Source organism: Flavobacterium sp. EDS, assembly GCF_020991525.1.
Taxonomy (GTDB): Bacteria; Bacteroidota; Bacteroidia; order Flavobacteriales; family Flavobacteriaceae; genus Flavobacterium.
Genome location: NZ_JAJMOZ010000001.1, coordinates 471,331 through 491,298, shown reverse-complemented (window position 1 = coordinate 491,298; position 19,968 = coordinate 471,331). Strand labels below are relative to the sequence as shown.

The following is a 19,968-nucleotide window of genomic DNA, read 5'->3' as shown; positions in this document are numbered from 1 at the left end:
ACAAAAAAGGTATAATTTTCATTATACCTTTTTTTTTATTTAATACCTAAATCTATTTATTAGGCTGAGGAGTCATCCTTAAATATGGTTTTATAGGATTATGTCCTTTTGGAAACTTAGCTGCAATATCACTGTCAGGAATTGATGGAGATATAACCACATCTTCACCGTCTTTCCAGTTTGCTGGTGTTGCAACACTGTAATTTGCTGTTAATTGCAAACTATCAATCACACGAAGCAATTCATCAAAATTTCTTCCTGTTGATGCTGGATAAGTCAATGTCAGTTTTATCTTTTTATCGTTTCCAATAATAAAAACGGAACGTACAGTAAATTTATCACTCGCATTTGGATGTAACATATCATATAGATTTGCCACTTTTTTATCTTCGTCGGCAATAATAGGGAAATTTACAGTCGTATTTTGAGTCTCGTTAATATCTTTAATCCATTCTAAATGTGACTCTAAACCATCTACACTTAGAGCAATAACTTTTGTATTTCTTTTTACAAATTCTGGGTAATAGTTAGCCACAGTTCCTAGCTCTGTTGTACAAACAGGGGTAAAATCTGAGGGGTGAGAAAATAACACTCCCCAAGAATCTCCTAACCATTCGTGAAATTTTATTGGGCCTTGAGTGGTATCTGCTTCAAAATCTGGAGCTATATCTCCTAATCGTAATGTTGCCATGAGTATTTATTTAAAATTTTATTTAAAAATAAGTAAAAAAAGTACAAGGAAAACATCTACTACTATAAAAAAATCATAAAGTTGATAGACTTGATAGAATTAGGCTTTCTTTTTGATATTTGGTAAGAAATAAGTAAGAACTCCTATTAAAGGTAAGTATGAACTTATTTTAAACACATACTCAATAGTTGTTTGATCAGCAACATAACCTAAAACTGCCGAGCCTAATCCTCCCATTCCAAAAGCAAACCCAAAGAATAAACCAGAAATCATTCCCACTTTACCAGGTTTTAATTCTTGCGCAAAAACCAAAATTGCCGAAAAAGCAGAAGCAATTACAACTCCAATTATCACAGACAATATTCCTGTCCAAAATAAATTAGCATAAGGCAAAAGCAACGTAAATGGTGCTGCTCCAAGTATAGAAATCCAAATGATATACTTTCTTCCAAAACGGTCTCCTAATGGCCCTCCTATTAATGTTCCTGCTGCAACAGATGCCAAGAAAACAAATAAATAAAACTGAGAATCCTGAATACTCATTCCAAACCTATCTATCAAATAGAAAGTGAAATAACTAGACATGCTTGCCATATAAAAGAACTTAGAAAAGATAAGCATCAATAAAACAACAATTGAAATAGTTATTTTTTTATTAGACAAAGGAACGGTAGTCTCTTCTGAATCTATTTTTTTTGCAGCTCGCAAGTTCATATGATTTTCATACCAAACTGCAATTCTAGATAAAATGATAATCCCCAATATTCCTGCAATCACAAACCAAACAACATGCGATTGTCCATAAGGAGCAACTACTAAAGCTACTAATAATGGCCCTATTGCACTTCCTGCATTTCCTCCTAATTGAAAGATGGACTGTGCCAAGCCTCGCTTTCCTCCTGAGCCTAGAAATGCAACCCTAGAAGCCTCTGGATGAAATATAGAAGAACCAATTCCTACTAATCCAACTGAAATTAACAGCATCCAGAATTCACTAGATACAGACAGCAGACATAAACCCGAAATAGTAAAAATCATACCTATAACTAATGAATATGGCATAGGCTTTTTATCAGTATAAAATCCAATGAAAGGTTGCAATAAAGAAGCGGTAAGCTGAAAAACAAAAGTGATTAATCCAACTTGAGTAAAATTTAAATTAAAATTATCTTTTAATATAGGATATGTAGCAGGGATTACTGCTTGCATTAAATCATTTAACAAATGCGCAAATGCTATTGAAAACAATACAGAATAAACTGTTTTTTGAACTAAAACCGAACCATCGATTGTAGCTGTATTACTAGACGAACTCATAATAAAATTGAACTAAAAAAATTAATATATAAACTAGATAAGATTCATAATAAAATACCAAACAGCAAGTGTCACAAATGAAATAGGAATTCCAAAACCAATCATCATACTGCTTAATCGGGGTTTTAAACCATAAGTCGAGGCCAAAATACTTCCTGTAATCATAGGCGCCATAGCCATTTCCATAATTGTAACCTTAATTACTGATGAATTTTGTTTTAAAACAAAGACATACAATATCAAAAATAATAATGGTGTGATAATAAGCTTAAAAAACAATCCTAAGGTCAAAAACTTCCAATGCCTGCTATTCTTTTCAAAACGAAGTTGCAAACCTACCGAAAGTAATGCTAGTGGTGTAACCAAACTACCTAACTTTTGAAATCCAAATTGAAGATTTTCATCAAAATCATAATTAAAAACATTCATAAAGCAAGCCACTACAAAAGTAATAAAAGGTGGAAAAGTCAATATTTTCTTTGCAATTGCGAATGAATTAGGACTTCCTTTAGAATAAAATGCCGCTACAAAAACACCCAAGGTCGAAATGACAACAAAGGAACCTGGCTGATCTACCAAAATTGCGGTTTCTAAACCTGATTTTCCATACAATGCCTCTATTATAGGATAACCAAGAAATGAGGTATTACTTAATCCAGCTGTGAGAATCAAGCATCCTATTAGTTTATTTGACCATCCATACTTTTTTCCTAAAATCGAAAAAAGAAGAAATGCAACTACAAAAGCAATCCACGCAGCTCCAATAGGAAATAGCAATTCTGTGCTCCATTTTATTTTTGGAATAAAAAACAATGCCAAAGCAGGAAGACATAAATAAATTACGATTTTGTTTAACGTCTTATAGATATGTATAGGGAAACCCTTGATATTTTGCAATATAAGCCCCGCAGTAATAAAAACAAAAATTAAAATAAAGTTGGTCATCTTTGAAAAAAAACAAAAATACTACTTAATATCTTCTTAAATTATTTAATTTTAAAGTAAATTATTTTGTCAGTTGAATAAAAATTTATAAATTTGTAACATATTTTATTACAGTATGATTTCAGGTAAGTTTGCCATAACGACACATATTCTTACGTTACTCTCTAAATTCCCTAATGATTATTTATCATCGGAATATATTGCGGGTAGCATAAATTTGAACCCTGTTTTGGTAAGAAAAGAAATTTCGAACCTTAAAAAAAATCATATTGTAGAGAGTAAGGAAGGTAAAAACGGAGGTACACGATTGTTAAAACCTGCATCAGAAATCAGTTTACTTGATATTTTTAAAATGACTTTTGATACCGTAAATCTTGGTTACGCTAAAAATCAGCCTAATCCTGATTGTCCTGTTGGAAAGAAAATAAACGAAAATCTAGACTTATTATATGCTGATATCAACGAAAAAATAAATGCGCAACTAAGCACAATCACATTAGAAAATTTTTCAAATCAGTTCTAATCTATTTTTTTACACAAAACTGTAACATTTTTTATTACTAATTAAATTATACATTATGAAAATCGCAATTATTGGAGCCACAGGCTTTGTAGGCTCAACAATCTTAAATGAATTAGCAAATCGCAATCATGAAATTACCGCAATAGCAAGAAATCCAAAAGATTCTGCTAATGTAAATTGGGTAAAAGCTGATATCCTGAATACAACAGAATTAGCAAGTATTTTAAAAGGAAACGATGTTGTAATTAGTGCTTATAATGCTGGTTGGACAAACCCTAATTTATATGATGATTTTATAGCAGGCTCAAAATCTATTCAAGAAGCTGTTAAACAATCGGGAGTAAAACGCTTTATTACAATTGGAGGAGCCGGAAGTTTATTTGTTGCACCTAATTTACAAGCTGTAGATACTCCTGATTTTCCAAAAGAATACTACGCTGGAGCATCGGCAGCAAGAGATTATTTGAATATCCTTAAAGAAGAAAAAGACTTGGATTGGGCATTTTTCAGCCCAGCTTTTGAAATGCATCCTGGAATTACTACAGGTAGAACTGGTAAATATCGTTTGGGATTAGATAATCCTATTTTTGATGAGAACCAAAGAAGTATCCTATCTGTAGAAGATTTAGCAGTAGTAATTACTGACGAAGCTGAAACTCCTAAACACCATCAAGTACGTTTTACTGCAGCATATTAATTTTTTTATTCTGCCACTAATCGCACGAATTTACTCGAATTATTACCTCATTTTTGTCATCCTGACGGAGGAAGGATCTCCACAAGTAGCTTGATAAAGATTGGAGATTTTGATTGTAGAGTTTCTTCTGGAAATCCCCTGTTCCTCGAGATGACATACAGAAATTATTTAATTTGTGAATTTGCGACAAAAAATAACAGTTTCAAAAGGCATATAGTCTTTTTGAAACTGTTCTTGTTTTGATTACTTTTACCTTTCAAAAGTAAAGAGTTTGTCAGCACATAAAAAACAAGGGAGCAGTTTAAATGAAAAACCTGGAATTTCACAACCTGAAATCACCAGTGGAACATCAATTGAGCAAATTCAGCGTTTTAGACGGATTCAACCTACTGCAAAAGAATTAGTTTCTGGTATTTTGTCAGGAAACATAACTGCATTAAGCAGAGCAATCACACTTATAGAAAGTACCAATCCCGACCATTTGGCCAAAGCAAATGAGATAATCAATGATTGCTTACCTCATGCCAATCAATCGGTTCGAATAGGAATTACAGGAGTGCCCGGTGTTGGAAAAAGTACATTTATTGAAGCCTTTGGCAAACAACTCACTGAATTAGGAAAGAAATTAGCTGTATTGGCAGTCGATCCAAGCAGTTCGTTCTCTCACGGAAGTATTCTTGGTGACAAAACACGAATGGAAGAACTTGTTAAAGATAAAAACGCCTTTATCCGACCTAGCGCATCAGGTGATACACTTGGTGGTGTTGCCCGAAAAACCAGAGAAACAATTATACTTTGTGAAGCTGCAGGATTTGATACCATACTAATTGAAACTGTAGGCGTTGGCCAAAGTGAAACGGCTGTTCATAGCATGGTTGATTTTTTCTTATTACTTAAAATTGCTGGCGCTGGCGATGAATTACAGGGCATTAAAAGAGGTATTATGGAAATGGCTGATGCTATTGCTATAAACAAAGCAGATGGTGATAACATAAAAAAAGCTAGACTTGCTAAAACTGAATTCAATAGAGCTTTGCATTTATTCCCTTCCAAAAAATCGGGATGGCAGCCTACTGTAACAACTTGTAGTGCTATTACTCATGAAGGAATCCCTGAGGTTTGGCAAACTATCCTTGATTATCTAGAAATGGCAAAAGACACGCTTTATTTTCAAGAAAAAAGAAAAGAGCAGAATCAATTTTGGATGATGGAAACTATCAATGAGCAATTAAAAACAAACTTCTACAATCATCCTGAGATCATAGCTGAACTTGATAAAAACAAAAAAGCAGTGCAAAATGATGAAATTTCACCTTTTGCAGCTGCTACTATTTTGTTGGAATTGTTCAAAAAAGGGACAGAGTAACAAAGATTCAACAAGACTTTTTAACCTCTAAATCTTAGTAACTACTTAAAAAACCTTTGTCACTTTGCACCTTTGTATTTCAAAATCACTTTTTCTTTCTAAGCTTATACTTATTTTGTTTATATAAATTCCCAGCTGTTACTACGTGTGCCAAAGCATCTTTTGCAAGTTCTTCGTCAAGCTTAACAGGAATTAAGGTTGTATCATTTTTAATTTCGAATTGCAATGGCTTTAAATTTGGTTGCATAATTACAACCTTGTTCTCTACTCTAAAAGCATTAATATCATTAAACTGCATAATTGACCTTCCTTTTACATCTGGCCCTATTTTAGTTAAATTTCGTCCTATCATTGGCGTTTCAAACTGTGCTCCGATGTAACTTAGTAACGTAGGAGGAATATCAATCTGGCTCGCCAATTTATCATATGCCTTCCCTTTAGGAACTCCAGGCCCCATAATTAAGGCTGGAATATGAAATTTGTTTATTGGTACTAAATTCTTTCCGTATGTTCTTGTGTTATGATCTGCAATTACGATAAAAATAGTATTCTTAAAGTAAGGTTCTTTTTTAGCCATTTCGAAGAATTTACCAATCGAAAAATCGGCATATTTCATAGCATTATTAACTGTAGCAGCTTTTTTATCATATGGTTTTATTCTACCTTCAGGATACTCGAATGGTTCGTGATTGGAAGTTGAAAACATTAATGAGAAAAATGGTTTATCTCCTTTGGCTTTAAAATAATTATTTGCTTTTACAACTAAATCTTCATCAGAATACCCCCAAGTCCCTTTAAATGCATATTTATGTCCATCGCTATCAAAATCTTCCTGATCTACGATATCTTGAAATCCATTTCCGTTAAAGAAAGAAGCCATATTATCAAAATTGGCCATTCCTCCATATATAAAACTAGTTTCGTATCCTTTTTGTTTTAAGGCATCTGCCAAAGTAAAAAATCCTTGTTGCGAGTTTCCTAATTTTACTACACTTTCTGAGGGTGAAGGAAGAAATCCTGTAACAACAGCTTCAATTCCTCGAACACTACGCGTTCCTGTACAATATAAATTTGTAAAAAGTAATCCTTCTTTTGAAAGTTTATCAAACTCAGGAGTTAATGGCTTACCTCCTAAAATCCCAACATACTCTGCCCCAAGACTTTCTTGCAAAAATATAACCAAGTTATATGGTCGCTTTAAAAGTGTATCTGGATTTTGAATGTGTAAAAATGGAATTTCTGGATCTGTAAAATCATTAGGATTTACTGTCATGTACTTTTTTACACGAGCAATAGCTTCTGCTTCCTCCATTTTACCATACATCTTAGTGTTTCCTTCATTTTTAATAGAGTAAGCTGCAAAAGCTACTGTATAAAATGAATTTAATCCTAAAGTATTTGTTAACTGATCTGTAGAAAAAACCGCATTACTTGCATTAATTGGTCGTTTAGATGTAAGACTTGAACGTGCTCCAAAGAACAACAGAAAAGCCACTAATGGAAATACAATTAATTTTAATTTATAATCTGCCGGATGGGTATGAAAATATTTTTGTCCTTTCTTAAAAGCAAAATATACTACAACCCCTAAAATTATAAAAGTAACGATGATAGATACCAAGTAACTTTTTAAAAGCATGCCTACAACTTCTTTAGGATATATTAAATAATCTAAGAATATCTTGTTTGGACGCGTATCATATTGTTTTACAAAATCAGGTGTCGCCAATTCTACAAAAAGAATCAGAAAAAGAAATAAGAAACTATAAAACACCAAGAACTTATTGGTGAATTTGATGCAGTTATTTGGTAATAAAGTAACCAAAAGTGCTGGAAGAAATGACAAATAACATAGCAATATCAAATCCATTCGTAACCCGATTGGAAAGATATACCAGAAATTAGGAGTTTCAACTACTCTATCCTTAAATATGAAAAATAAAAATATTCGACTTAATGTAGTAATTAGCAATCCAATTGCTATAAAATTAAAAATCGGTTTTAAAAAAGCGAATTTTTTCATTTAATAAGGATTTTTTAAAGTGTTGAAAAAAATATTTAAATTAAAATAAGGTACTTATTCTTCGTAAAGTTTTATCTCTCTATCATAAAACTCATTAGCAAGAACAATTAATCCTTCCATTTCGGCATTTAATTCAGCCTCATCAAGATCTTCTGCTTCTTCCATAAACTCAACCTCATCATCTTTTAAATTGATAATAAATCTTGGGTAATCAAGATGAATAATGAAGATATCATCTGGGAAATCAGTATTGTCGCCGAGTAAAAATTTAGGTAATTCCATTTTGTTTTTGTTTTATTTTTCTATTGTCTGTTATACAGACTGTTTTTTTATACAGATTTACTTTGTCTGTGTGTATTTATTGTGCTCCAAATTTATGAATTTGAAACTGAATTATTGATTAATTTTTTTGTTAGGTAATGAAAACGAATATACAAAAATATAGCCGCTGCAGTTAATCCTGCCAAAAGACCTATCCAAACTCCTTCTGCTTTCATATCGGTATATTCGGCTAAATAATAGGAAATAGGAAAACCGATAATCCAATAGGCTACAAATGTAATATACATCGGTATTTTAACATCTTGTAATCCGCGTAAAGCTCCTAGAACAACTACCTGAATTCCATCTGAAATTTGAAAAATTGCTGCTATTAAGAGTAATTTCGATGCAATAGCTATTACTTCATTATTATCTAGAAGCTGTCCTCCATTTTCCATATTCAAAAAGATATGTGGTAAGTAATTATGGAAGGCTATAAACAGAATAGCAAAAACAGTTTCGATTATAATAGCTAGTAAAAAGATAGAACGTGCCACTACAATTAAGTTTTTAAAATCGTTTAATCCTCTTTGATTACTAACTCTAATCATTGAAGTTACGCTTAATCCCATAGCAAACATAAAGGTCATCGAAGCCAAACTTAAAGCAATTTGATTGGCAGCCTGGCTCGTTTTTCCAATATTACCACAAAGCCAAATTGATGCTGTAAACAATACTACTTCAAAAAGCATTTGCATCGCTGATGGAAATCCTATACTTATAATTTTTTTAATGGTTTCCTTTTTAATTTCTGAAAAACTAAAATTCTGAAAATGATGTTTTAATTCTTCTCTTCTAGATATCATAATGTGCATAAACATTACCAAAAATATTCTTGAAATTACTGTTCCAAGTGCTGCTCCAACAATTCCCATTTTAGGAAAAATCCAGATACCATAAATCAACAAATAATTTATACCTACATGCAGCACATTTGCCATAACCATAGCATACATCGAATACTTAGTAAGCGAAAGTCCATCTGCAAATTGCTTGTATCCCTGATACATAATTAAAGGAATCAATGAGAAAGCAACCCAGTCAAGATAAGGTTTAGCAAGTGCAATTACATCAGCTGGTTGTTTCAGTAATTCCATTATGGGCTTTGCTAAAACAACTACTCCAAAAAGCATTAATCCTAAAATGGTGCATAAAAATAATCCATGATGAAATGCGTTGCGAATTTTTTTATCATTCTTCTCGGCATCGCCTTCGGCTACTATAGGAGTAATTGCGGTCGAGAATCCAATTCCTAATGACATTGCAATAAAAATCATGCTGTTACCTAACGAAACTGCAGCCAGCTCTGTACTTCCTAGTTTTCCCACCATTATATTATCGACAATACCTATAAGGGTATGTCCTACCATTCCTAATATTATTGGATAAGCTAATTTTAGATTATAAGAAAATTCTTTTGTGTATTGAGAAAAGTTCACTTTGTATTTTTTTAGTGTGCAAAGATAATTAGAAGCTTTCAATTCTTTCTCTATTATTCAATTTATAAGCCTAATTATTATTCAATTTATTGATAACCTCAATATTATATAATAAAAGCTAATAATTATATAACGTCCTCACACTACCCTACTACTACTTTTACATCATTAATAAACTAAAACATCTGATATTATGAAAAAGACAATCAATTTAAAAATGCTATTAATTGCAGTTTTTGCAATTATATATACTTCTGCAACGGCACAACAAAGCACCGAAATAAAAAAATATGATCAAGGTTTCCGTTTAGGATTTGGTTTAAACGGTGGAATTCCGACAAATAAAGTGTATAGCTGGTCTTTAGGTGGTGATGTTAGATTACAGTATGATTTATCTATGAAAACATCTTTAACCCTAACAACTGGTTTTACCAATTTATTTGTTAACAAACAGGACTTAAAAGACATCGGATTCATTCCTGCAAAAGCAGGTTTCAAAGCTTTTATCTGGGAAGATCAATTTTATGTATTAGGTGAAGTTGGTGCAGGTTTTGCAGTTACAAACGGATACAATGACACTACATTTTTGTGGGCTCCTGGAATTGGGTATGCTAATAAATATGTTGATATAAGTGTGCGATATGAAGATTATACAAAATTCAACACCAATCAGGTTGCATTGCGACTGGCATACGGGTTTAAATTGTAAACTTCATTATAAAACATTCATAAGAAGCCTTTCGAAAGAGAGGCTTTTTTAGTTTTATGCAATTTAATATATGCTAATTTTTACCATTGGTCAACAGATAGCAACCATTAGTCAAACCTATTTTTAGGATCACTATAGAACATGGTACTTCGTGTAAAATTTTAATTTAAATCATGAAAAAATCTGTTTTTTATCTATCTCAACTGTTCTTATTTCTATTAATTTCAATTTCTGCAAAAGCACAAACCGGTATATCTGGAGAAGCTAAAATTGATTATGTCCCGTTTTCTAATTATGTTCGTCCAATAGACAGTTCTAAAACTGATGCAAAGAGTAATTTTAAAAGAGCTCAAGTTGCTCTAGAAATTCCCATTTCTTTAAAAATGGACAAATACAATAACCCTAGATTATGGTCAGTATTGCTTATGGGAGCTTATGCTAAAATGGAAAATAAAGATTACGACATGCAATTGCTTCCTGCAGAATTACCAAATGGATTCCCTACAGAGATTTTAAATGCACAAATCGGAGTTAAACACTTACGCTCAATTTCTCAGTCTTGGTCTTTATTAATAATGGCTTCTGTTGGTGTCTATAGCGATATGGAGCAAATTAACAAGGATGATGTATTGGTTCAAGGAGGTGTAATTTTTATAAAACAATTCAACCCTAATTTAGCTTTCGGTTTAGGACCAGTTCTTACCAATAGTTTTGGTGTTCCGATGGTTCTTCCAGGAATTTATTTTAATTGGGAATCTCATGGCGCTTTACATTTTAAAGTTAATTTTCCAGAAGGAATCGAATTGGGTTATCGAATGACTGAAAATTTTGACCTAAAAGCTGTTTTGGAATTAAGCGGAATGACAGCCGAAACCAGAATAGGAAACAAATCAATGTTATTAGGATACCAACAAATTATTGCTGGTATTAAGCCACAAGTAAAACTGGGTAAAAATTGGATATTTGAACCTACTATAGGATCAACTTTAGTTCGCTCTTTCTCGACCAATGATCGAAAAATAAAGGAAATTTTTAAAGAAAAAGACCTTGCTGACCCAAAATTCACAACCACATTCTATGGAGCTGTTGCTCTTAAATGGAAGTTCTAGATTATCGGCTCAATAAATTCTTATAAACTACCTCTTTCAATAACGCTTCTCTACGTGTTCTTGAAATTGGTAGTTCTTGCCCTTTTATAAATAAACGCCCTCCAGAAACTGAATCGATATGAGTAATATTTACTAGAAATGATTTATGAATTCTAAAGAAAATATCCGCTGGAAGTGTTTCTTCCAACGAAATCATAGTTTGATGAATCACAAGCACTCTATCTTTAAAATGCAGCTTAGCATAATTTTGCATTCCTTCTATATATAAAATATCAACCCAAGAAATTTTTTGAAATCCTTCCTCTTGACGCACATACAGAAATGAATCTAGTGGAGTTTGTTTAGGAGCTCCAATCATTTGATGCCATTGTTTTGCTTTTAAAGAAGCTTGATAAAAACGCTGAAATGTAATGGGCTTTAATAAATAATCAATCACTTGCAAACGATAACCATCCAAAGCATGTTCGGAATAAGCTGTTGTAAAAATTACCAACGGCGGATTATCCAAAGACTCCAAAAATTCTAATCCTGAAAGATAGGGCATATTAATATCAAGAAATAGTAAGTCTACTTGCTTGTCCTGAATATATGAAGTAGCTTCCAAAGCCGAAGCACAGGTACCTATTACTTCCAGAAAATCAATCTTAGAAACAAAATCTACAATCCCATTTCTAGCTATAGGTTCATCATCAATTACCAGGCATTTCATGGTCATAACTTATATTTTTTTTTAAATTCTTAACGCTTTAAACTTAACTGCATAGTTCGTAAAGCTTTATCTAATCCTTTTAATCTGTGTCTTAAAATTAACCGCAAAGGGCACAGTCCCGATAGCTATCGGGATACGCAAAGTTCGCAAAGCTAGTTCAACACAAAGCTTTTTAAAATCTTTTTAATCATTATAATCTGTAGCAAAAAAATAACCACGGAGCTCACAAAGTTTATCTGATTTATCTTTTCGTCCAAAGATAAATCAGATAATCTGGATCACTTAATGATAATTTACACGCAGATTTTGCAGATTGAGCAGATTTATCATTTATACTACATATAAAATCCTTTTAATCCTTACAATCTGTGGCTAAAAAATTAACCGCAGTGTTCGCAAAGCTGGTTCAACACAAAGCTTTGCGAACTTTACGTTTTTACAAAACCATCAGTATGTAAAATCTTTGCACCCGCTGCGATAAAAAATCTGCTTGATGTTGATTACTTTAAATCCAAAACAAGCCTAACTGTAAAATCCGAATCGGTCTTGTTTATCCTTAATTCATTCCGGTCTGGATACTGAATTGCAAGTCTCTTCTTAACATTTTCAAGCCCTAACCCCTGACTCTTAGATGGCATTTTGTATTGCTCTGTATATGAGTTTTCTATTTGAAAAATTAATTGTTTATCTTCTTGTCCACAAGATAAATGCACATACCCTTTTTGGTGTGGTAATCGTGAAACGTGTTTAAACGCATTTTCTATTAAAGGAACTAAAAGCAATGGAACAATTTGTAACTGTCCGTCTTCGATATTCCAATTAGTTTTCACATCTAGTTCATCGCCCCATCTGGTTTTTTCGACCGAAACCAAATCTTTTAGATACTTGATTTCGAGATACAACGAAACATATTCTTTATTACATTCATACAATTGGTATCGTAAAATATCTGAGAACTGAATCAATAAATCTGAAGCTAGTTGTACATTACTTTGCATTAAAATATGAATATGATTCAAGATATTAAACATCAAATGCGGATTGATTTGATCTTGCAGAATTTTTATCTGAGCTTCTAAGTGAACTTGTTTTAATTCGGCATGATTTCTTTCGATCTCATTATGTTCCTGATAAAATCGAAGTCCGCAAGCGGTGCCACAAATCAAAATTGCAGCGGGAATACTTCCACAAAACCGAGCCCACAGAAACTGAATAGTAGTCATATCAGCTTCTTCTGGATATAATCGGTTACGTGTGCGCGGATCTGAAAAACTGGCATAAATGACAGCTAGGCAAAGTGACAAAAGCAATACTACAACAAAAGCCTGTATCGCAAATAGTGTCATTTTATTTTTGCGTAATGCCTTAGGAAGCATTACATCACTAAGAAAATGCGCCAAAACAATAGCGCTTAATAATATTAGAGCTGACTGGCGTATAGCCTCCATTGTACCATAATCAGCAATCAGTTGCGCCCAAATGGTTGTCCCGAGTATAAACCAGAAAAAGATTAAAAATATCCAGTGAAATTGATCTTTATTTTTTGTTTTCATCTAAAAAGGAAATAAGAGAAAATTAGTGGTCAAAAGTAACTCGATATTTCTAAAAGAGCAGCAAAGAACCAAAAAGATTCTTTGCTGCTGCTTTTGAGTTAACCTTAAAAGAGGTTATAAAATAAAATATCCAACACTCACATTAAAAGAATTCGCTTTAGAATTGAAGTCTTTACTAATATTATTTAGGCCTCCTTGATAAGTAAAATCTAAAGTAAATTTCCACATCTCGACACCAGCTCCTACCTGATATCCTATATTGGACTTATTAAATTTTCCAAATGAGTTCTTTAATTGATTTAATGACGCAACATTCTCGTCGATAACATAAGAATAAACCCCTCCTCCAAAAACTCTCACATTAAGTGCATCAAAGTTTACTACTTTATAACCGATCACTAATGGAACCTCAATACTTTTCCATTTTACATTTCGAGCCCCCATTAAAGAAGTCTTTTCAATTTTTGAAGATTTCTCGCTATACAAAATTTCATTTTGAATATAAAATCTCCCTACATCAAACCGTGCCATTGCTCCTCCAAAATAACCTGACGCATATTTAGAGCTAAAACCATCTGAAACAGGCAACTCTGAATAATTTGCTCCACCTTTTATACCAAAATGAATCGGTAGTGGAGATTGCGCATGAAGTTTGCTAGAAATTAAGCCTAATAAGAAAACAGCTGTGAACAATACTAATTTGTAAATTTTCATGATAATAGTTTTTATTAATTTGATGCAAAGGAGCATAAACTATAATCCCTATTAAAATTAGTTTGATGAACAGCATTAGTCTTTTGACCAACGGACAGAAAAATTAAACACAAAGTTCGTAAAGCAACACGTGACCCATTAGCAGATTAAATTATATATAATCTCTCAGTCTTTCATCTTACCTCTATAATCTAGCTTCTCCCCCCATCTCACTTCTTACTTCTTACTCCCTAGATATCTCTCATCCGTTAGCGTCTTCATAAAGTCAATTAATTGTTTCTTTTCTTTTTCAGTTAAGTTTAGTTTGTCTTCAGGTAACGTTTGGTTAGGAAGATCAAATCCTAAACCTATCCCTCCACCTTCATTATAAAAGTCAACAACTTCTTCAAGTGTTTTATAGACTCCATTATGCATATAAGGAGCCGTAAGCTCTATGTTTCTTATTGTAGGTGTCTTAAACGAAAACTTATGAATAGCCGCTTGTGTTAAAACAAACTTCCCTAAATCACCATCAAGTGTTTTATTTTTATTTGGTACACCTAATACTTCACTCTCTGATCTGTCAAAATTTGGAGGAACGGTTCCGTTTGTAAGCGGAATAAAATGACAAGTCGCACATTTGGCTTTACCTGCAAACAAATTAAAACCTGCTTTTTCATCTGCTGTAAATGCTTCTTTATTTTGCATATATCTATCAAACTTAGAGTCGTAATGACTCAAAGAACGAATATAGGATCCCAAAGCATTTTTTATTTCAAATTCATTTATTTCTCCTTTCGGGAATGCCTTTTTAAATTCCTTTACATAGTTTGGATTTTTCTGGATCGCAATAGCTGATTTTTCTAAAGAACCATGCATTTCGTTTTCATTTTTTATAACTGCAACTGCCTGATCTTCGAGATAACCTACTCGGGAATCAGAGAAAAACACTCGCTGGAAAGCAATATTAGCAAGCGTTGGCGTATTACGTTGAAGCATCGATTTTCCGTCTAATGAAATCGCTCGTTCTAAGCCATCCGTAAATGCTTTTTCTTCATGATGACACGAAGCACAAGACCTTGTGTTATTTCCAGATAAAATAGGATCATTAAATAATTTTTTCCCTAACGCTATTTTCTCTGGTGTTGTTTTATAATCTGGAAAACCCGAAAATGCTTCTGCATCAAATGCATCCTTATCAAATATAGTTTGTGTTGTTGGTTTTAAACCTCTAGATTCTGTCATAAACGGAATCCCTAATTCTATTTGAGTTTTATAAAGTCCTCTACTCAACGGATTCGCAATTTCTCTAATAAAATGTGCCCGATCAAAAGTATTAAAATCAGTATTTGATTTTAAGTATTTTTTTCCTTTCTCAAAGATATCAAGAACCTCTTTAGCATTCGAAACCTTCTTATTTTCTACAAAAACACGATAATATTTTTCAATCGTTTCTAAAGACACCAATGCTTCGGGAATGGAGTTAAACACAACTGGCGAATCAAATCCTGTAATTCCCAAAGTAATAATTCGATATACTTGTAATCGCATAGCATCAAAAACATGAGCATCGGTCAGTTCATTAGTACTAGAAACTTTTTCTAAACGAGTTAAATTAGCAGTAAGTACTCCCAATTCCTGAACTAATTCTTTCTTACTAGTGGCATTATATTTTGGAAAAACTAATTCCTCGATAACCTGAAATCCCTCAGGCGGAACAGTTATCTTATCATTTTCCTCAAACTCACTTATTGCAGGGCCATTAATAGCTTTAGAAACTGTTGGCGAGTAATATTCACTTATCATCTCGACTTTCTTATAACTTTGATGAGCCTCTAAAAATTGTCTCTGAATTTGTGCTTCGGTCGAATCAGATTGAACCGAATATTTGAGCTTGGCAACTTTCTGAATCAATAAAGTAATATCAGCTTTAAACAATTCATTTACTTCTTGATGTTTGTTTTTTTTCTGACAAGCAACTAACATTACTAGCAACAACAAACAGTATATTTTTTTCATGATTTAATAACAATTAAAAAGAGGAATATTCAGAAAAACAGAAACCACTACCTCATATTGAAGTAGTGGATAGCTGTTTTATAATTACTTAAAAAATTATCTTGCTAAACCTTTAAGAACTAAGATTTGACTTGCTTGTTTTTCATTCGGACGGTTTGTTCCACCATCAACGCCTTTATATTTATCGCCAGTCCAGCTATGAGGCTGAACACTTAACATAAAAGTATCTTCGATGCCAACTTGCTCAGAAACATCAATCAAAGCACCATATTCCCAATCTCCAAATTTAGACATACCACCTACGTTATATTTAGCTGCATCTGCTTGTGTACGACGGTGATCCAATTCAACCACAACTTTTAAATCTTTAGTTGCAATATTATATTGATAGATATAAGCATCATGAGTTTCATCACCATATCCGTTAGCATCTTCCTGAACGTAAACAAAGTTTTTAGTTACACAAATATTATCTGGATTCTGAAATTTACCTGCAATTCCTGAACGATTATCTCCATCAAGAACAACCTCTAAAGTTCCTTTTAATGGATCAGCTGCATCAAGATTTAATCTATAAACTCTACCATATTTAGTTCTAGAAGCATCTGCATTTGTTCCAGTTGTATTTTGTCCTGTAGCATTAAAATACAATTCACGATCTGCTGCACCACCACCTTTACGGTAATCTAAATCTTCAACACGACCAAATTTAATTGCTTTTAAAGTATTTACTGATGCATTGATTTGAGCACCCGTAAGTGTTTTATGGTTATCAATTTTTACAAAAGAAATAGGGTAAGTTTTACTAACTACCATATCCATCTCTCTTTGGTTATCATCGTTTCTTTTTAACATATATAAAGAACCACCTGATAAATCACCTACAGTATTCGATACATACATAAAAACCTGACCTCCGTAAGTTCCTGAATCATCGTCACCAATTACAACAACTGTTTTTCCTTTATAAGCACCTGTACGTAAAGGCAAAGCATTTTCAGCACTCAAACGGCCAAATCCTGCTAACTCTTTAGATACTGATGCAGAACCTACACTTCCGTAAGGGTCTAATGCATGCGTACGAGATTCTTCACCAGATTCTCCACAAGTTAAATATAATGGTCCAAAACCATGCTCAGCTGGCGTAGCCATTGTAGCTCCACATAATCTCCAAGTACCTCCACTAGAATTCAACAAATATTCTCCTTTAGTAGGTTTAAATGTCTTATCTAAAGTAATTCTGGAAACTGCAAAATTATCTTCGTTGTTTACCAAAAAAGTAAAAGTTCCATCAGTATTTTTTAACAAACCAGAACCATCAGCAGAACCTCCAAAAACAAACTTAGGGCTATCTGGGAAAACATCATCCGAACTAAAAAGAGAATAAATCTTTAAACTTTCAAATCCTGCCTTAGCTTTTAATAAACTTGGCGTAACCGATTGATCTTTTAATACAACACTAGATGTTGCAACTTCTTCTTGATCTTTAGAATCGTTGTTGCACGATGTAATTAATGATCCTAGAATAATTAGGGGTAAAATAATTCTTTTCATTTTAGTATTAAGTTGGTTTATATTTTTTTGGCAAAGTAAGCCCCCACTCTTTAACTAAAAATGATTTAGATATTATCAAAAAAACAAAAGTCACATCAAAACTACCCAATAAACCATAAAATAATTAACATTAAATTAGTAATACAAAACATTCATAAACTTGCATTAACATCAAACCAAAAAAAAGAGCCTTATTTCTAAGACTCGTTTTCTAATTGTTGTTTATACATCTTGATATTATCTTTTATCGTTTCAGGCAATTCTGGTTCCTTAATATCAGCATGTTTTTGCATTACTTCCCAAATAATTCTGGCAACAATATAACGTGCCATTTCTTTATCATCAGCAGGAACAATATACCAGGGAGCATCTTTGGTCGAAGTTTTATTTATCGCTTCCTCATAATATTGCTGATATTCCTCCCAATGCCCACGTTCCTTCAAATCCGACACAGAGAATTTCCAATTATGTTTTTCTTTCTCCAATCGTCGTAATAATCTTTGGCGTTGTTCCTCTTTACTCAAATGCAGGTAAAACTTTAGAACAATAGTTCCGTTTTGAGTAATATGCTTCTCAAAATTATTAATTTGCTCAATCCTGTCCTTCCAGAAATCCTCCGGAATATCCTCTACCTTCTCGATTCCAGGCAAATTCTCATTTAATATAAATTCAGGATGCACACGTGTTACCAAAATATTCTCGTAATGCGTACGGTTAAAAATCGCATATTTCCCTTTTTCGGGCAAAGCCAGATAATGTCTCCATAAATAATCATGCTCTAACTCCGCCGAAGTAGGCGTTTTAAAACTATGAACCACAACCCCACGCGGATTAAACTCCTTAAAAACCTCTCGAATCAAACTATCCTTTCCCGAAGTATCCATTCCTTGCAAACAAATCAAAACGCCATACCTATTATGCGCATACATCACATCTTGCAGTTTACTCAATTTAGCTTGAACCTTATCCAGCTTTACTTCCTTTTCCTTTTCATCAGCATCTATATCCAGTAAAGTTGGAATTTTTGATAATTTTATTTTATCAACAACTTTAAAATTTTTTGGGTCAATTGATTTCATATTTCATCATTTTAATTAAAGTAAATATACTATTTTTGGTCAGCTTTTTCCCGCTTTGAATTACAATACTTTTCAGTAAATTGCTTTTTTCTAATAAAGTAACAGGAGTTTCCGCTGGTTACGCTGTTTCTTCTAGAAAAAACAACAATTTCCTCTCAAGGTATTTTCATTACAAATGGAATTCACTGAACCTCATTTAAAATAAAATATAGTGAAGTAATCGGGGCTAAAAACAGCTACATTAAAAAACAACAATCATGGAAAAATTCACACTAGAAATCCTATTCCAAATCATCGGAATTGGTTCTGCATCAGGGCTTATATATCAAGATAATTCATTATTTATAATTGGCGACAATAGTGGTTATTTATACGAATACAACATCGATAACTCCGATTTAAAAAAACATGAAATAATTGCTAATGCAACCGAAAATATTGCCAAAAACCAAAAACCTGATTTTGAGTCCATCACAAACCATAATGATACACTTTATATTTTTGGCTCCGGCTCTACCGATCAACGAAACAAAATGGTCGAATTCGATTTAAAATCAAAAACTAAAATCGCTACAAACAATTTAACTGATTTTTATGCTGTAATGCAAAATTTCTCAGGCATCAAACCAGAAGACTTCAACCTCGAAGGCGCTATTTTTGATGGTGAGAATTGGTATTTATTCAATCGTGGAAACGGAAAAACCAATAAAAATGCCATATTCACCATACATGCCAAAAGTTTAGGAGAAGAATTTAGTCTTATTTCTGTAGATTATAAACTCCCAAAGATAAAAGGAGTTCGAAGCAGTTTTACTGATGCAATTCTCGTTGATGATAAAATTTACTTTTTGGCTACAGCCGAAGACACAAAATCAACTTACAATGATGGAGAAATATTAGGTAGCTTCATTGGTCAAATGGATCTTAAAACTATGAAAATAGACTACACCAAAAAAATAAGTTCTACCAATAAATTCGAAGGATTGACTTTATATAAAAAATCAAACAATACAATCGAATTTTTACTTTGCGAAGACAACGATACGGAATTATTAGAGACTACCATTTTTAAATTAAACCTTCCGATTAAGTAATTCACAAACAATAATCAACTGGATAAATATTGCAAAAAAGACAATCTCAAGAATATTAAAGATTGCCCTAATGTAAATTACAATAAGAAGTTGCGCCTCTTCTGTAAAACAGATCAATAATTCAAGT

18 protein-coding genes are annotated in these 19,968 nt (G+C 32.7%); 6 read left to right on the top strand and 12 right to left on the bottom strand.

Annotated elements, in window-relative coordinates; translation table 11 throughout:
• Positions 1-52 precede the first annotated feature (52 nt).
• The 3 genes from LPB87_RS02160 to LPB87_RS02150 form a co-directional block, all read right to left on the bottom strand.
• Complete coding sequence (locus LPB87_RS02160; protein ID WP_129537531.1) at positions 53-691, bottom strand: peroxiredoxin; 639 nt, start codon at positions 689-691, stop codon at positions 53-55.
• Positions 692-790: 99 nt separating this feature from the next.
• On the bottom strand, positions 791-2,008 hold the full coding sequence (locus LPB87_RS02155) for an MFS transporter (RefSeq protein WP_230604697.1): 1,218 nt from the start codon (positions 2,006-2,008) through the stop codon (positions 791-793).
• Positions 2,009-2,041: 33 nt separating this feature from the next.
• On the bottom strand, positions 2,042-2,953 hold the full coding sequence (locus LPB87_RS02150) for an AEC family transporter (protein ID WP_230604695.1): 912 nt from the start codon (positions 2,951-2,953) through the stop codon (positions 2,042-2,044).
• Positions 2,954-3,068: 115 nt separating this feature from the next.
• Here LPB87_RS02150 and LPB87_RS02145 point away from each other — a divergent pair, with 115 nt between their 5' ends.
• The 3 genes from LPB87_RS02145 (at position 3,069) to meaB (ending at position 5,539) form a co-directional block, all read left to right on the top strand.
• A complete protein-coding gene (locus LPB87_RS02145) occupies positions 3,069-3,476 on the top strand; it encodes an Rrf2 family transcriptional regulator (RefSeq protein WP_129537528.1) in 408 nt (135 codons plus the stop codon).
• Positions 3,477-3,531: 55 nt separating this feature from the next.
• Positions 3,532-4,173, top strand: a complete 642-nt coding sequence (locus LPB87_RS02140) for an NAD(P)H-binding protein (RefSeq protein WP_230604693.1) — start codon at positions 3,532-3,534, stop codon at positions 4,171-4,173.
• 271 nt (positions 4,174-4,444) lie between these two features.
• The gene (meaB, locus tag LPB87_RS02135) at positions 4,445-5,539 is read left to right on the top strand and encodes a methylmalonyl Co-A mutase-associated GTPase MeaB (RefSeq protein WP_230604691.1); all 1,095 of its coding nucleotides are present in this window, start codon (positions 4,445-4,447) and stop codon (positions 5,537-5,539) included.
• An 85-nt stretch (positions 5,540-5,624) separates the two neighbouring features.
• On the opposite strand, the gene LPB87_RS02130 is transcribed toward meaB, so the two are convergent.
• The 3 genes from LPB87_RS02130 to LPB87_RS02120 form a co-directional block, all read right to left on the bottom strand.
• Positions 5,625-7,562: an LTA synthase family protein gene (locus LPB87_RS02130; protein ID WP_129537525.1), complete on the bottom strand. Its 1,938-nt coding sequence runs from the start codon at positions 7,560-7,562 to the stop codon at positions 5,625-5,627.
• Positions 7,563-7,616: 54 nt separating this feature from the next.
• Positions 7,617-7,844 carry a hypothetical protein gene (locus LPB87_RS02125; protein WP_129537524.1) on the bottom strand — a complete coding sequence of 76 codons (228 nt, stop codon included), beginning with the start codon at positions 7,842-7,844 and terminating at the stop codon, positions 7,617-7,619.
• A gap of 92 nt (positions 7,845-7,936) precedes the next feature.
• Entirely contained in the window at positions 7,937-9,322 is a 1,386-nt protein-coding gene (locus LPB87_RS02120) for an MATE family efflux transporter (RefSeq protein WP_129537523.1), read from the bottom strand.
• A gap of 193 nt (positions 9,323-9,515) precedes the next feature.
• Here LPB87_RS02120 and LPB87_RS02115 point away from each other — a divergent pair, with 193 nt between their 5' ends.
• Entirely contained in the window at positions 9,516-10,031 is a 516-nt protein-coding gene (locus tag LPB87_RS02115; RefSeq protein WP_129537522.1) for a hypothetical protein, read from the top strand.
• 173 nt (positions 10,032-10,204) lie between these two features.
• Positions 10,205-11,140 carry a DUF6268 family outer membrane beta-barrel protein gene (locus LPB87_RS02110; protein ID WP_230604689.1) on the top strand — a complete coding sequence of 312 codons (936 nt, stop codon included), beginning with the start codon at positions 10,205-10,207 and terminating at the stop codon, positions 11,138-11,140.
• 1 nt (position 11,141) lies between these two features.
• On the opposite strand, the gene LPB87_RS02105 is transcribed toward LPB87_RS02110, so the two are convergent.
• The 6 genes from LPB87_RS02105 to LPB87_RS02080 form a co-directional block, all read right to left on the bottom strand.
• Entirely contained in the window at positions 11,142-11,855 is a 714-nt protein-coding gene (locus tag LPB87_RS02105) for a LytTR family DNA-binding domain-containing protein (protein WP_207209614.1), read from the bottom strand.
• A 494-nt stretch (positions 11,856-12,349) separates the two neighbouring features.
• A complete protein-coding gene (locus LPB87_RS02100; RefSeq protein ID WP_230604687.1) occupies positions 12,350-13,402 on the bottom strand; it encodes a histidine kinase in 1,053 nt (350 codons plus the stop codon).
• A gap of 114 nt (positions 13,403-13,516) precedes the next feature.
• Positions 13,517-14,116 (bottom strand): porin family protein, encoded by a 600-nt coding sequence (locus tag LPB87_RS02095; RefSeq protein ID WP_230604685.1) that lies wholly within the window; start codon positions 14,114-14,116, stop codon positions 13,517-13,519.
• Between the two features lie 216 nt (positions 14,117-14,332).
• A complete protein-coding gene (locus LPB87_RS02090; RefSeq protein WP_230604683.1) occupies positions 14,333-16,114 on the bottom strand; it encodes a cytochrome c peroxidase in 1,782 nt (593 codons plus the stop codon).
• Between the two features lie 96 nt (positions 16,115-16,210).
• Complete coding sequence (locus tag LPB87_RS02085; RefSeq protein WP_230604681.1) at positions 16,211-17,668, bottom strand: hypothetical protein; 1,458 nt, start codon at positions 17,666-17,668, stop codon at positions 16,211-16,213.
• Positions 17,669-17,865: 197 nt separating this feature from the next.
• Entirely contained in the window at positions 17,866-18,747 is an 882-nt protein-coding gene (locus LPB87_RS02080; RefSeq protein ID WP_230604679.1) for a PPK2 family polyphosphate kinase, read from the bottom strand.
• 257 nt (positions 18,748-19,004) lie between these two features.
• On the opposite strand from LPB87_RS02080, the gene LPB87_RS02075 reads away from it, so the two are divergent.
• Positions 19,005-19,841, top strand: coding sequence for a hypothetical protein (locus tag LPB87_RS02075; RefSeq protein ID WP_230604678.1), 837 nt, complete (start codon positions 19,005-19,007; stop codon positions 19,839-19,841).
• The last annotated feature ends 127 nt before the right edge of the window (positions 19,842-19,968 follow it).